This window comes from Actinomadura sp. NPDC048394 (assembly GCF_040651755.1).
Taxonomy (GTDB): domain Bacteria; phylum Actinomycetota; class Actinomycetes; order Streptosporangiales; family Streptosporangiaceae; genus Spirillospora; species Spirillospora montaniterrae.
In genome coordinates, this window is sequence record NZ_JBEZJL010000044.1 from 1 (window position 1) to 13,898 (window position 13,898).

General features: G+C 70.7%; 12 protein-coding genes. 5 read left to right on the forward strand and 7 right to left on the reverse strand.

Annotated features, from left to right (window positions below; genetic code table 11):
* A partial coding sequence (locus tag AB0C78_RS29415; RefSeq protein WP_360754125.1) for a DNA gyrase subunit A occupies positions 1-106 on the reverse strand: 106 nt, incomplete at its 3' end.
* A 247-nt stretch (positions 107-353) separates the two neighbouring features.
* On the opposite strand from AB0C78_RS29415, the gene AB0C78_RS29420 reads away from it, so the two are divergent.
* Positions 354-2,207, forward strand: a complete 1,854-nt coding sequence (locus tag AB0C78_RS29420; RefSeq protein WP_360753958.1) for a serine/threonine-protein kinase — start codon at positions 354-356, stop codon at positions 2,205-2,207.
* On the opposite strand, the gene AB0C78_RS29425 is transcribed toward AB0C78_RS29420, so the two are convergent.
* The 5 genes from AB0C78_RS29425 to AB0C78_RS29445 form a co-directional block, all read right to left on the reverse strand.
* On the reverse strand, positions 2,191-4,431 hold the full coding sequence (locus tag AB0C78_RS29425) for a transglutaminase domain-containing protein (RefSeq protein WP_360753959.1): 2,241 nt from the start codon (positions 4,429-4,431) through the stop codon (positions 2,191-2,193). The genes AB0C78_RS29420 and AB0C78_RS29425 overlap by 17 nt on opposite strands.
* Entirely contained in the window at positions 4,428-5,555 is a 1,128-nt protein-coding gene (locus tag AB0C78_RS29430) for a DUF58 domain-containing protein (protein ID WP_151599954.1), read from the reverse strand. Before AB0C78_RS29430 ends, AB0C78_RS29425 begins: the two co-directional genes overlap by 4 nt.
* Before the next feature lie 15 nt (positions 5,556-5,570).
* Positions 5,571-6,599, reverse strand: coding sequence for an AAA family ATPase (locus AB0C78_RS29435; protein WP_360753963.1), 1,029 nt, complete (start codon positions 6,597-6,599; stop codon positions 5,571-5,573).
* The gene (locus tag AB0C78_RS29440; RefSeq protein ID WP_360753965.1) at positions 6,581-8,374 is read right to left on the reverse strand and encodes a hypothetical protein; all 1,794 of its coding nucleotides are present in this window, start codon (positions 8,372-8,374) and stop codon (positions 6,581-6,583) included. The genes AB0C78_RS29435 and AB0C78_RS29440 overlap by 19 nt, the downstream gene beginning before the upstream one ends.
* A gap of 200 nt (positions 8,375-8,574) precedes the next feature.
* Positions 8,575-9,204, reverse strand: coding sequence for a TetR/AcrR family transcriptional regulator (locus AB0C78_RS29445; protein ID WP_151599956.1), 630 nt, complete (start codon positions 9,202-9,204; stop codon positions 8,575-8,577).
* A gap of 132 nt (positions 9,205-9,336) precedes the next feature.
* On the opposite strand from AB0C78_RS29445, the gene AB0C78_RS29450 reads away from it, so the two are divergent.
* The 4 genes from AB0C78_RS29450 (at position 9,337) to AB0C78_RS29465 (ending at position 13,083) form a co-directional block, all read left to right on the forward strand.
* Entirely contained in the window at positions 9,337-9,492 is a 156-nt protein-coding gene (locus AB0C78_RS29450) for a hypothetical protein (protein WP_160573974.1), read from the forward strand.
* A gap of 257 nt (positions 9,493-9,749) precedes the next feature.
* Positions 9,750-11,552 carry a serine hydrolase gene (locus tag AB0C78_RS29455; protein ID WP_360753968.1) on the forward strand — a complete coding sequence of 601 codons (1,803 nt, stop codon included), beginning with the start codon at positions 9,750-9,752 and terminating at the stop codon, positions 11,550-11,552.
* Positions 11,553-12,038: 486 nt separating this feature from the next.
* Positions 12,039-12,545, forward strand: a complete 507-nt coding sequence (locus AB0C78_RS29460) for an SRPBCC family protein (protein ID WP_360753971.1) — start codon at positions 12,039-12,041, stop codon at positions 12,543-12,545.
* Positions 12,546-12,807: 262 nt separating this feature from the next.
* On the forward strand, positions 12,808-13,083 hold the full coding sequence (locus AB0C78_RS29465; RefSeq protein ID WP_360754128.1) for a transposase: 276 nt from the start codon (positions 12,808-12,810) through the stop codon (positions 13,081-13,083).
* A gap of 545 nt (positions 13,084-13,628) precedes the next feature.
* Here the strand turns inward: AB0C78_RS29465 and AB0C78_RS29470 are convergent.
* Complete coding sequence (locus tag AB0C78_RS29470; protein WP_160573977.1) at positions 13,629-13,832, reverse strand: hypothetical protein; 204 nt, start codon at positions 13,830-13,832, stop codon at positions 13,629-13,631.
* Positions 13,833-13,898 lie beyond the last annotated feature (66 nt).

Here is a 13,898-nt window from a genome sequence, read left to right on the forward strand (position 1 = left end):
GCGCGTCGTAGATCGCCGAGTCGCCGTGGGGGTGGTAGTTCCCCATGACGTCGCCGACGACGCGGGCGCACTTGAAGTAGCCGCGGTCGGGCCGGCCGCGACCCAACCGACCTCACGAAAGATCGAGGTTAGAGACCGTCCGCGGTCGGGGCCGATCTACCACTCACCAAAGACCGCTGCCAAAGGGCACGACCTGGAATTGCGACTGTGCCCTGGTCTGTGACGCCCGGGAGGGCACCGTCGGTGTCGGACGGGCCGGAGCGGTCGGTGATGGCGGTAGCGCCGCTCGCCTGAACTGTCTGTCTGGTGGAGCTGGTCCGGCTTGCCGTCTGAGCGCTGAGGATGAACGATCAATGACCAATGCCCTGAACCTTGTCGTGGCGGGAGACGTGGGCCTGTCACAGAAGCTGCGTGGCACAGGACGGTTTCCGGCCGTGTTCGATGTCGCCTCCGCCACCGAGCTCCGATCCCTCTCCAAGAGCGGCGAGGTTCAGCCTCCGGCCGCGTTCATGTTCGCGCCGGGCTTCGACGAGGACCTCCCCGACGTCCGTGTCACTCACCTGGCCAACGGGCTGGCGGCCGCCGGGTTCACTGTCCTCGTCCACTGCTTCTTCACACAACGTGGTGACCGCTTCAGCCCGGGGGTTCTCGCAAGCGCGGAGCCGATGAGCCTGTCGCAGCTGCTGACGACGCTCGGCGCCGCCCCGCCCGTGAACGATGAGCAGCCGGACCTCCTGCCCGAGCCGCCACCGGAGCCCTGGGTGCTCCCGGGCGTGACGGCCGCGGGGCAGACCGGCCAGGCATGGCCCGCGGACGAGCCGCCGGCAATTCCGGTCCAGAGCGGCGTCGGCGATGAGCCCGTGGAAACCCCGCCCGGTTACGGCGAACTGACGGTCACCCATCGCGGTGTCGCTGCGGTCACCTACCGTGCCGTGCACGAAGAGTCCGGGACCATGGTCGCCCTCCGGATACGGCACGATGGTGTGGAGACACCGCCGGACGAACTGGCCGCCCTGGAGCGCGCCTCCCTCAGTGATCACATGGTCACCGTGCTGGAGTCCGGCCGCACCCCGGCCGGACAGGTGTACACGGCCTCAGAGCACTGTCTCGCGTACCCATCGGAACCGCCTCTGCCGCTCCAGGAGGCGGTCGACGTCGCTTTCTCGCTGGGCATGGGTCTGCAGGCACTGCACGAGCAGGGACTGATCCACGGTGACGTCAATCCCGGCCGAATCATGAGCGACGCCGGGAGGCCGCTGCTGAGCGGGGCGGCGAGTCTTCGGGGCCTGGCGGTACATTCCGCGCCGGGCATGCTCGAACCTGTGGACTTCGAACGCATCGATCCGGGGGTCGCCGCGCCCGAGGTCCTCCGTGGGCGACCTGCCACCGCGGCCTCCGATGTGTACGGGCTCGGCGCGACCCTATGGAGCCTGCTGGCCGGGCATGCCCCGTTTACCGGCGACGACCGGTGGGCCGTGCGGGAACGTGTGTTGACCGAGGCCGTGCCGCCGTTGCCGCGTGACGACGTGCCGGAGTGGCTCGCGAACCTCCTCTCGATCGCGATGGCGAGGGAGCCCGCCGAACGGTACCCGACGGCGCGCGCGTTCACCGATGCGATCGAGGAGGGCATGCGGGGCGTTCCCGAGTCCCCCACCGACTGGGAATCCCTGCTGGCATGGCCGTCGGGCACGACAGTGTCGGAGCCGGGCGGTGCGGGCCGCCGCCGCAAGCCCGTGATGGCGCTCCTGGCGGTGTTCGCCGTACTCGTCCTCGCCGGGGTAGGGATCAGTACGGCCGGACTGATGGCCGGGGACGACAGGGAGGGCGCGCAGCGGCGGCGGCCGAGCCCTTCGCGGACGGAAACATCGCCTTCGAATTCCTCGCCGGGCCCGACGTCCACCCCGACACCGGTGAAGCCGATCAAGGAGTACGCGCCCGGCCGGGTACGGATCGCCGACGCCAGGGTATCGATCGAGGTCGCATGGGCGGACCGCAGCGGGGGCCGGGCCGCGTACTACATCGTCGGGGGGCCCGTGGGACGCACACCCTCCACTCTGGCCAGCGCACCGCCGGGAACCGCGAAGGTCACGGTCACCGCGCTGAACCCGAGCGTGGACTACTGCTTGACGGTCGTCGCCGTCGTAGACGTCGACCGCGTGGCCCACGCCGAGCCCGTCTGCACCCACCGTGTCAAGAGGGTCGGCTGACCCGATCGCGGGGCCCGGCGGCGGGCTCTTCCCGCGTCAGGCGGGACGGTCGAGCCACCCAGAGCACCGCTCGCGGGTTCACCCACCACGACAGGCGGCGCGGCAGTGAACTGGAGCGCCGTAGCCGTGTGGCCAGCAGGCGAACCTGCTCGGACGTGAACGAGGCGTCGTCCGGTGTGACCGGACCACCGAAACCCGCCGCGTTCACCAGCCGGCTCAACCTGCGCAGTCGCCCAGGATCGGTGTCCGGCAGTGTCGCCGCGAGGCTCGCTGTCAGTTCTGCCGTTGTGGCGGAGGCGGGCACGGTGTGGCCTGCGAGCCGCATCGCCACAAGGAGTTCTGTCCAGGCCGCGAGGATGCGCTTGCGGGCCGTTCCGCGGCGCGATCCGCGCGCCGCACGCAACCGCAGCAACGGCATCAGCAGCAGGAAGAGGACGAGCAGCCCCGGCGGGGTGGCGATCAGAAGGGTGTATTCACCACCTGTCGGCCGTGGCACGGCGCCGGGTGCACCAGTGTCCGTAGCGTCGGAGGTGTTGCCGCCGCGGTATGTCCCGTTGTGATCCGCCCGCTCCTGCGGGCCCGGACGCGCCGACGCCTCCGAACGCTTCCGCGGGTTCGGGTCGTAGGGCACCCAGCCCAGGCCCTCGAAGTAGATCTCGCCCCAAGCTACCGCGTCACCTGTGCGGATCACACGGCTGCCGCCGCCGCTGCCCGCCCCGAACCCGACCACGACCCGGCTCGGCAGTCCGGCCGCCCGGGCGAGGACTGCGAACGCGCTGGCGAACTGCTCGGAGGTGGCGCCGCCGCCCTTGCGTCCCGGCGGGACCAGCAGCTCGGCGAGTTCCGCGTAGCCGTGTCCGCCCGGGGCGCCCGGCTCGAAGGTGTAGGAGTCTCGCAGGTACTCGGCGATCCGGGAGGCACGCTGGTGCGCGGTGCCGTTCCCTGCCGCCGCCCGGGCGATGTCGGGCAGGCGCGCCGGCGCGCCTGGCGGCAACCGAAGGTAACGCTCGTACCCGGTACCGGAGGCGGTCGCCGCCCGGGTCCCCTTCCATCCGCTCCAGTCGGGGACCATTCCGGCAGCCGTGTACGAACGGCCGGCGACCGCGCCGTCCAGGGAGAGCAATGTGCCGGAGACGGCGTCGTGGCCGACCGCGACGCCGTCCACCCTGGTGGCGATGCCCGGGACCGGCAGCCAGTCGCCGGGCAGGTCGCCGGCCGAGACCTTCACGGTGGTCCGCGTCGTCCGCGGCGGCACCACCTCGGGGAGAGGCAGGTCCGGCCCGGCAGGACGGTAGGAGCTGTCGGGCAGCCAGACAGGTCCTGTGAAATCGGCGAGCGCGACCCATCGCAGAGTGGTCCGCGGACCCGAGACCGTCATCAGCGGAACGTCCGGGGCGGCTGACCACGCCGACAGGTAGGACAGCGGATTGCGCACCTCGCGCGGCTTCTCGGGAAGATCGCGCTGCCCGCGCGGATCGGCCGCGCGCACCGGCCACCCCTCCAGCACAGCGGGCACCGCTACCGCGCCGATACCGATAAGGATCACCGCGCATGCCACCGCCGTCCCCGCTGCCAGGGTACGAAGAAGAGATCTTTTCCGGCCGTGCACCGCTGCCGCGGCCCGCACGCGTAGCGAGAACCCGGCCCGAGTGGTAACGGGAGCATCGTGGCGAGCGCCGGCCAGTGCCATGGCGGCGGCGCCCGCCAGCAGCGCCGCCGACCGATATCCGGGCTCGATCGCCTCGGGATTGAGCGCGGCGGCCCCGCACAGGAGGACCGTGGCGGGGAGCAGGGAGGGCAGGACGCGGCCGTCGCGGCGCAGCACCGTCGCGATCGCTCCGGCGAGCCACACCGCAAGCACAGGGAACGCGAGCAGGTCCACGGTCGCCAGGGGGTGCGGCCCCGTGGTCAAGATGCGCGCTCCCGAGTGGAGCACCGCGTCCACCGCCGCGGGGACCGGCTCCTTGATCGGCCCGGGCGACCAGGCGGCCAGCGCGACCAGCACGACCGCGGCCATGGGAAGGCCGGCCGGCACCGCGACGGGCCCCAGCCCGCGCAGTACCCGGTGCGCCGCGGACGTGACGGCCACCGCCGCGATCGCCGTACTGACCAGCACGGCAGTGACCGGCGCCGACCGTTCGTAGCCGGCGGCCAGCAACGGCGCCGGCGCCGCCGCGGCCACCGCCACAGCGGCGGAGGCGAGGACTGCGCGTCCCCGGTTCATGTGGTCCACCAACAGGTCTGGTTCCAGCCGTTGGCGAACGCCGCGGGGGTGTGGGCCTGCAGGAGCCGCACCCCGGCGACCGATGCGGGGGGATGATCGGTTTCGCGGAAGCGGCCGATCAGGGCGACCAGTGACAGGACGCGCCGCGCGGCCAGAGCGTCAAGCGCCGCCGCGGTGTCCGCCGGCGTGGCTCGGGCGGACAACAGGACGACCACGCGCCCGGTCGGGGCTGAACGGAGCAGAGCGCACGCGGCCTTGAAGTCCGCGCCGGGCCGCGCCGCCGCCTCGGCGAGGAGGTCCAGATGCGCGGTGATCCCGGCGGATGGGGGCGAGTACCCGCCACTGGCCAGCCGCAGTTCGATCGGGAGCCCGCGGGCGGACAATACGATCGAGGCCGCCGCCTCCGCGAGGTCGTCCAGCTCCGCGTGGCCGTGGCGGTCGTCGACGAGCACGGTGACGCCGGGCCGGGGGGAGACGGCGTGCTCGCGCACCATCAGCCGCCCGCGGCGGGCCGTAGTGCGCCAGTGGATCTGACGGACGTCGTCGCCGAGCGTGTGCTCGCGCAACCCCGCGAAGGCGCCTTCGGTCGACCGGGTCACGGCCGACGAGGCGTCCCGGCCGCCGGCGCCGGCAGCGGTGAGGGCGGCCAGCTCGTGGTGGCGGGGATGCACGAGTACCCGCACGGTCTGGTCGTCGACCCGACGGGTGGCGCGTGCGAGCCCCAACGGGTCGGTGCGGACCAGGCTGAGCGGGCCCACCTCCAGCACGCCGCGCCGCCGCGCGGACAGTTCGTAACGGAGCGGGGCCCGGACTCTCCCCAACGGAATGTCGTACGTGCCGGCGGGCGAGGTCACACGTTCGGCGGCCGTCACACCACCCGCGTCCGCGTCGTCCGTCTCGATGATGACGGTGACGGACTCGCCGACGTGCACGCGCGTGTTCGTGATGCGGCGGTGCACCCGGGCGGTGCGCGGCGGCCGGGCCAGGACCATGGCCAGCGCGACGGTGGGGAAGGCGAGCGCGCCCAGCACGCCCGGTGCCAGGTAGCCGAGGCCGAGGCCGCCACCGGCCAGGACGGCGCCGGACGAGAGGATCCCCCAGCCGCGGCGGGTGGGCCGAGGCATGCGACCCGCCATCCGCTAGGGCCGGTTCCCGTGCGGCCCCGGTACCGGAACCTCGGCCAGGACCTCGGCCAACAGCGCTGTGTTCTCCTCCGCGCTGGAGGCGCGAGAGAAGGGCGCCAGCCGGTGACCCCACACGGGCCCGGCGAGGTCCTTGATGTCGTCGGGAGTGACGTACACGCGACCGTCGGCCAGCGCGTACATGCGCGCCGCCCGGCACAGCGCGATCGACGCGCGCATCGACACTCCGGCGCGCAGCCTCGGGTGTCGACGCGTCCGCTGGGCCAGCTCCAGTACGTACTGGTACACCGGATCGGCGAAGATGATCCGGTCGGCGGCGGCGGCCAAGCGCGACATCTCCGCTCCGTCGAGCACGCAAACCAGGTCCTCGGGAGCGGCCATGGACGCGCCGCGCATCAGCGACAGCTCCGCTTCCTCACCGGGGTAGCCCAGTGAGAGCCGCATCAGGAAACGGTCGAGCTGAGCTTCCGGCAGCGGGAACGTGCCCTCCAGATCGGCCGGGTTCTGCGTCGCCACCACCAGGAACGGGTCCGGCACGGGATGCGCCTTCCCGTCCACCGTGACCCGCCCCTCCTGCATCACCTCCAGCAGCGCCGACTGGGTACGGGGGGAGGTCCTGTTGATCTCGTCCACGATGACGACGTTGGCGAAGACCGGACCGGGGTGGAACTCGAACTCCCGGGTCCGCTCATCGAAGATCGTCACTCCGGTGATGTCGGAGGGCAACAGGTCCGGGGTGCACTGCACGCGGCGCGCGGTCCCCCCGGTCACCGCCGCCAGCGCGCGGGCCACCGTGGTTTTCCCCATGCCGGGCAGATCCTCCAGGAGCACGTGCCCGCCCGTGGCGAACGCGGTGAGGAGCAGCCGCACCGTCGCGGGAGCGCAGCGGGCCACGGTCCCCACGCTCTCCGCCATCCGGTCGAAGATATCGGCCGCCCGCATGGCCTCCTCGCCGGTGACCGCCGCAGTCTCGGGCGTACTGATGCTCAAGCTCGTCCCTTTCAGGGTCATCCGCAGTTGCCCCATCCGGCTGATGCGCTCGCGCCGGACGCGCCACCGGAGAAGCTGACGCAGATGCCGGGTGCATTCACATACACCGGCCCGGCGTAGTACTTGAACGTGCCGCCGTCGTATGCGGGGTGGCCTCCGCTCTGCTTCTTCAACTGGACCCAAACACTGGTGCCCTTGCCGACGTTCGCGGTCTTCATCGTGACCGCGCAGTTCTTCTTGGTGCTGTTGCTGTAGAGCAGGTAGGCCCGCCCCCCATGGAATGAGATCGACCGCTGCACGTAATAGCCACCGCCAGAACCGACGTTGCAGACCTGCTGCGGTGTGTACGGGTTGCGCGTGGGCTTGGGTTTGGGCTTCGTCGTCGGCCGGGGCGACTTCTTCGCCGGCGCCTTGCTGGACGGCGCCTTGCTGGACGGCCCTCTGCTGGACGGCCCTCTGCTGGACGGTCGTCTGGTGGACGGTCTCGGCGCGGAGGGACGTCCACCCGAAGGGCCGGCCTTGGGTCCGGTGGTTCTGGATTCAGTCGGTTCGGGCGGGATTCCGGGCTTCGCCGGCCCCGGGTGCGGGGGAGTCGGGTCGAACGGGTTGGGGAAGATCGGGTCGATGGACGGTGCCGGCACCAGCGGCGGGGCCTTCTCGCCGCCCCCCGGCACGACCGGACGGTCTCCACCCTTCCCCGCCTTGCCCGGGTACTTGCCGACGATTCTGGCTCGGCCGTCGGATCCGATGACGCGAGCGTCCGGGCTGCCCGGTGCGTTGATGAACAGGTTGCCCTCCCGGACCTGCAACTCCAGGTCACCGCGTCCGGCCGGGATCGACTGCACACCGGTCTGCCGTCCGGCCGGGTCGTACACGTGGACCTGCCCGGTCTCCCTCACCGGCACGTACACCTTGCCCGCGAACGGTACGGCGGGCTCTTGGACCGGATCGCGCAACGGGAAGGACAGGACCGGGCCGCTCTTGCCCACGTCGCCCAGCGTGACCACCGAGCCGGCTGCGGGGACGGTGATCGCGGCCAGCGCGCCATGTGTGCGCTCGGGCACCAGCGCGCCCGCCAGCGGTACCGGCGCGGTGACGCGGCGGGTGCCGCCGGGTGTCGCGACCACCAGGTCACGTCCGCCGCGGTCGACCACCAGCGCTCCCTGGTCCAGCACGCTCAGCCCGAGATCACGGCCGGGCTCAGCGACTTCGGTGGTGAGGGTGACCGCGGCACCCCGGGCAGAGACCGTCAGCGCTACGGCCGTGCCCTGCTGGGGCACTGCCACCCACAACCGTCCGGCGTCGTCGAACTCGCCACCGGCCAGCGGGCCCGGCAGCTGCAGCACCGGTCCGACCGGGCGAAGCGTGGCGGGGTCCAGCGCGCGCACGGAGCCCGAGGCGCGGTCGATCACCGCGGCGGCGGTGGCGGTCATCGCCAGGTGCGGGTCACCGCGCAGGCCGACGTCCAGCCGTCCTGACAACCCCAGGCCGCTCAGGTCGAGGGAGGACACCCGGCCGGTGTCCAGATCGTGAATGAGCAGATGCTCGTCGTTCTGGGTGACCTGCACCCGATGGCCGCGGGCGTCGGTCACGCCGCGGCGTTGCTCCACCTGGCCGCTGTCGGGATTGACGCGCGCCACCTCGCCTGCCGTCCGGCTCCACAACCAGGCACTGCCATCGGACGCCTCGGTGGCGTGACCGATCTGGCCGCCGCCGAGCAGTGTCGCGGCAAGTGCCAGAGTGATGAGGGCGGCCGCGCCCCAGCCGCCGATGCGCGCCCGGCCCTTCGGCGCGGGCTTTCCCAAACCCATCAGAGGCACCCTTCGTCGTCCCCGCCATGCGGACCTTCTGGTACGGGGAACGACATCCGGACCAACCTCGGCCTCTGCAGCCTCCAGTTCCCGCTGCCGATCCAGCCCGCGCCACAGGTCTCCGTACCGACAGTCCGGAACGGCCTGCGATGTGCATCACCGGACCTGCGGTGGGCGAAGCGCCGGCCCGGGAGGGTGAGTCAGCGGTGACGGACCAGAGGCAGGAAGACCTGGTCGACGATCTCGATGAGGGCCTGGTCGGAGATGGGGGCGGTGCCGCCGCCCATCAGGTACTCGTTGCGGAGCAGGGCGATGGGGAGCGTGGCGATGCGGGGGACGAGGGCTTCCTGACGTGCCTCACCGCGGGCGACCGCTCGCGCCAGGATGGCCAGCATCACGCCCGGCTCCCCTTCGGCGAGTTCGTCGCGTATGCCGGCCAACAGTCCGGGGTCGCGGCGCGCGTCCATCATCAGCCCGCGGAGGATCTCGGTCCCTGCAGAGGAACTCATCCGGGCAGCGGTTGACCGGAGCAGCTCCAATACGTCGGAGCGGAGTTCCCCGGTGTCAGGTGGGCTTTGCGGACGGCCGACCATCTGCTTGTAGGCGGCGAAGGCGAGTGCCGTGCGGCTGGGCCAGCGCCTGTAGATCACCGTCTTGTTCGTGCCGGCGCGGGCGGCGACCCGGTCCATCGTGAAGCCGCCGTAGCCCCGCTCGGTCAACTCCTCGATGGCGGCCTGCAGGACGGCGCTGTCGATTTCCGCGGCACGGCGCCGTGGACGCCGTGCCGGGCCGTCGGCCTTCTCCACCGGGAGCACGTCCTCCGCTCGCATCGATGCCCCTCCGATCAGCTCGCCATCGGTTTGCGGGGTGCTGGAGGGCACATTCTAGCTTGATCAATCAAGAGACTGTGAGTACCTTATAAGGGTACTAGTAGTACCTACAAAGGATGACAGGAGGAGATCATGTGCATCCGGTTGGCTCTCGCCGGCATGGCGTTCATCGTCCTGGGCGTGCTCGACCTCGGCGGCCTCAGGGAGTTCGTGATCGTGGCCGGCACTGTGGCTCTGCTCGGCTCCAGTATCGGCTGGCTCCTCGCCCGACGCGGCTGGACATCGTGAAGGGCGCACTCCTGCGCGCCGTCCTGTCCGGCCTGACGTCCGAAGGCGTTGCCTCAGCCGGGCCGCCGCGCGCACAGACTCAGGCAGTGCACAGGACAGGTACTCATAGTGTCCAGGCCGACGAGCGTGGGGGAGGGGCGGCGAAGCGGCCGAGGTTCCTCGTCCGGTGGACGGCCCTGCCGCTCGCGCTCGGCATGGCCCTGGGCCCACTCACCCCGGCGGCTGCGTCCCCGCCCTCCCCGCCCTCCGCGCCGGACATGCGGAACGTCGGATCGCTGGTCGACGCGATCGTGCCGAATCAACTCGCCGAGGAGAAGATCCCCGGAGCGGCCGTCACCGTCGTCGCGGGCGGCAGGACGGTGTTCAGCAAGGGATATGGGCTCGCCGACGTCGGCCGGCGCGTGCCGGTGAGCGCCGAGCGCACCGAGTTCTTCACCGGCTCGCTGGCCAAGACCATCACCGCCAACGCGGTGCTGAAGCTGGCTGGAGAGGGGCGGATCGACCTGAACGCCGACGTCAACACCTATCTGCGCCGCTTCAAGGTCACCGAAGCTCCGGGCCGCCCGGTCCGGGTCCGCGATCTCCTCACCCACACCGCGGGGTTCGAGGACGATGTGCTCGGCCGGTCCTGGGGAGACCCGGACGACGTCCCGCGGCTGGCCGAGCTCGCCGAAGACCAGCCGGACCGGGTGCGCCCGCCCGGCACGCTGGTCGCCTACGACAACTACGCCTACACGCTCGCCGGATACCTCGTGGAAGTGGTCTCCGGCCAGCCGTTCGACCAGTACGTGCAGCGCGAGCTCCTGGCCCCGCTGGGCATGAGCGGCACGACGTTCGCACTGCGGCGCCCGCCCGCGATCGACGCCGCGCTCGCCAAGGGCTACCGTCCTGACGGCGACGGGTTCACCGCCTACCGGCGCTACTACGGCGCCGCACCGTCCGGCGTCGGACCGGTCACCACCGCGGCGGACATGGGCCGCTACATGATCGCCCAGCTGCGGCATGACCCGCTGCTCGGGAAGGACGCGGCCGTGCGTATGCAGGCCAGGCAATACACCCAGGACCCCCGGCTGCCCGGCATGGGCTACGGGCTGGAGGAATGGCCGCGCAACGGCCGCCGGCGGCTCGTCAAGGGCGGAGACGTCACCGGCTTCCATCAGATCATGGCGCTGCTGCCGGACGACGGAGTGGGCATCTACGTCGTCTACAACGGCGAGGGCACGTCGATGGGGAAGGGAACCGTCCTCGCCGAACGCCTCGTCGACCGCCTCGTCGACCGCTACTTCCCGGCACCGCGATCCGCGCCGTCCCGGCCCATCGCGGCGGACGCCTCGAAGTACGCAGGCACGTACGTGCCGAGCCGGAGACGCGGCGACCTGCTGCGCTTCAGCACGTTGTTCAATCCGGTGACCGTCGAGGCGAGCGGCGACGGGACGCTGCACACCACCGGGCTGTCACCCGATCCCGACAAGCCCGAGCAGGACTGGACGCAGATCGGGGTCGGCCTGTTCGCCGAGCGCGGCGGCCAGGAACGCATCGCCTTCGACGGGCACGGCCGGTTGGCCGGCGGCCACACCGAGGAGGCATCCGCCTTCGAACGCCGTGACGGACTCTCCTCACCGGTCCTGCATCAGGTCGTGGTGTACGCCGGGTTGACCGCCTTCCTGCTGTCGTTCGCGGGCGTCCCGATCGCCGCGCTCGTCCGGCGGCTGCGGAAGCGCCGCGCCGACCATCCGTCTGCATGGTGGCTGGCCTGGCTGACCAGTGCCCTCGTGCTGGTCTTCGTGGCCGTCCTCGCCTGGCTGTTCATCGTCGACTCCAACAACGCCGGAGACGTGATCTTCCTCGGTTCACCGCTGCTGACGGGGGGCCTGCTCGCATCCTCGTCGGCCTTCGTTCTCACGGCCGGCCTGGCCATCTGCAGCATCATCGCCTGGCTGCGCCGCTGGTGGCGCCTGCCCAGCCGCATCGCCTACACCGCCCATACCTTGTGCGCCGCGTCGTTCATGACGGTCGCGTACATCTACCACCTGGTCGGAGGCGTATTCGCCGCGTCCTGACTTCGACGTGGGTGAACCGCAGGCGGGCCGCTGCTGATCGACCCGCATCGCACAGACAATCGAGCATCCACACGGCGAACTCCCTCCAGAAGCGGACCAGGGTGGCCGTGATGCCCTTCCCCCGGACGGTAGGCGGCACAAGACGCTTACCTACAAGACGTTGGATGGAGGGCAAGTCTCCTGGGAGCGGATTCCGCACCCAGAGGTTGGTCGTCCGCTTCCGATGCCGGAAGGACCGTGGTGTGAGCCGACCGCTACGTCCTATGGACCGAACTCCTCCCGCTCCCACGAGAGATGCAACAAGGGGACCCAGAGAAGAAGCTGCGCGGTGTGGCAACAGACGTCACGTTCTGTACCGCACAGCGGGCGTGCGCCTGACGGCCACCCAGAGCGGCTGCGGTGCGCGGTCGACGCAGCCCAGCACCCATGAACCACTCCCGGATACCTAGAGTGTTCGACGGCAAGGTCAGCCGAAGGAGATACCTGATGCGCATACCGCGATTCCCAGAGGCCGCCGCTACGGGTACGGTCACCATTGGGGCGACGCCGGACGAGGTCTACCGCGTCATCAGCGATCCGCCGTCCATGGCCCTCCTCGCCGAGGAGACCCACAGCGCCCGCTGGCTGGACGGCGCCACAGGGCCCGCCGTCGGGGCCCGCTTCCGCGGCTACAACCGCAACGGGCTGCGTCGCTGGTCCACCACCTGCAGCATCACGGACGCCGACCCGGGCCGACGCTTCGCCTACGAGGTGGCGGCGCCGTTCAACGTCCCCATCTCGCGCTGGCAGTACGACATCGAGCCCACGGCGGACGGCTGCAGGGTCACCGAGACCAACTGGCTGCGCGTGCCGACCTGGTTCCTGCCGTTCGGCATCCTGATCACCGGCGTCGCCGACCGTGCCAGCACCAACGACGCCAACATCGCCGCCACACTGCGGAGCCTCAAGGCGCACCTGGAGACGACCCCCGACCTCCACACCGACAGGCGCTAGGCATACACCGTCTGTTCTGTGGCGTTCGCCCGATGGCTCATCCGGGGCTCGTATGCAGGCTGACGGCATAGCCCGGGTCGAGATTGACCAGCTCACGGGGTTACCGGCGCCGTACACGCGGATCCGGTTGGCCCGCAGCTAAGGCCTGTTTCGAAGTTGGTCGAGTGCCGGCGTGTTGTGAGCCGGACGCAGCGAGGTCTCTGGTAGGTGGTTCATCGACCAAGAAGAACCTGAAACCGGAGACCTCGTGGTCGGCGTAGTGGTGACGAGGCGGTTCGACCAGATCGACGCGCAATGGGCGATCCTGGGGCCGCTGCTACTCGTTGCCCGGCGGTCGGGTCGGCCGTCGAAGTGGACTAAACGGCAGCTCATCGATGGGCTCCGCTGGCGGGTGCGGACCGGCTCGCCGTGGCGGGACGTGCCCGCCTGCTACGGCTCCTGGCAGGCGGTCTACGGGTTCGGCCGCGGGCAGTGCAATGGCGTTTGGGCGCGCATCCTGGCCGGACTGCAGACACCCGCGCGGAGGCGGTCGGGCTGACCGGGTGGGATGTCAGCGTCGACTCCACCATCATGCGGGCGCACCAGCACGCCGCCGGGGGCCCGGCCGGCGCGGTGACCTGCTGCGTGAACACCGGGCGGTGTGGCGTCCGAGCCGGATGATCACTCGCTGGGACGCTCCCGCGGCGGCGCTGTGCGGCGACTGGGCGTCCTTCAACCCGTTCGAACGGCTCGCGGGACTGCGGCTTGTCGACCAAGGTGGACCTGGCCTGCGAGCAGGGGCAGAGTTGGACGGGCTCGTCGCGCCTCGGGGTCACGTCCTCTCTGGTCATGTGAAGCTTCTGGGACGGCAGGCAGCGCCTCCAGGGCGGGGGCGAGACCGGGCACGGAACTGGGAGTAACAGAAGGCGGCCATACAATCCGTTCTGGCCTCTAAAGTGGCCATCGTGCCACTAGAAAACTGTGGACGGAGCCCTAGAGAAAGCCGCCACTGCAAGATTCTTCAATGACCATTGTGTCGACCCGCCGCGATGGTACTGCGCCGGCCGGACCAGGCGGTGACGCAGGCCCGCCGGGCCCTAGGAGTCAGCGGTCGTCTGCAGAGGTGACCGTGTGCGTAATGGTCAGCCGGTCGGCCTGCTCACCGGCCAGTTCCCGGAGCTCGTCCTCCAAATGCAGCGCGCAGCGCGCTGCCCCCGCCTCTGTGAGATGTCCGTGCCTGCACTCGCGCCTGTAAGTCTTCATCTCGTCCAATACTGTGGTGACGGCGATCACAGTTGCGGTGTACACGACGCTCTCCTAGCCGGATTTCCTGTCCTATGTCCATATGAGACTGTCCTGGACATCGGCGCTCCG

Bases quoted from the DNA above. Each gene is read 5' to 3' on its own strand.
- AB0C78_RS29460 (WP_360753971.1), top strand. From the start codon at position 12,039: ATGCGCATACCGCGATTCCCAGAGGCCGCCGCTACGGGTACGGTCACC.
- AB0C78_RS29440 (WP_360753965.1), bottom strand. From the start codon at position 8,374: ATGGGTTTGGGAAAGCCCGCGCCGAAGGGCCGGGCGCGCATCGGCGGC.
- AB0C78_RS29420 (WP_360753958.1), top strand. From the start codon at position 354: ATGACCAATGCCCTGAACCTTGTCGTGGCGGGAGACGTGGGCCTGTCA.
- AB0C78_RS29455 (WP_360753968.1), top strand. From the start codon at position 9,750: ATGCGGAACGTCGGATCGCTGGTCGACGCGATCGTGCCGAATCAACTC.
- AB0C78_RS29425 (WP_360753959.1), bottom strand. From the start codon at position 4,431: ATGAACCGGGGACGCGCAGTCCTCGCCTCCGCCGCTGTGGCGGTGGCC.
- AB0C78_RS29435 (WP_360753963.1), bottom strand. From the start codon at position 6,599: ATGGGGCAACTGCGGATGACCCTGAAAGGGACGAGCTTGAGCATCAGT.
- AB0C78_RS29430 (WP_151599954.1), bottom strand. From the start codon at position 5,555: ATGCCTCGGCCCACCCGCCGCGGCTGGGGGATCCTCTCGTCCGGCGCC.
- AB0C78_RS29445 (WP_151599956.1), bottom strand. From the start codon at position 9,204: ATGCGAGCGGAGGACGTGCTCCCGGTGGAGAAGGCCGACGGCCCGGCA.
- AB0C78_RS29450 (WP_160573974.1), top strand. From the start codon at position 9,337: ATGTGCATCCGGTTGGCTCTCGCCGGCATGGCGTTCATCGTCCTGGGC.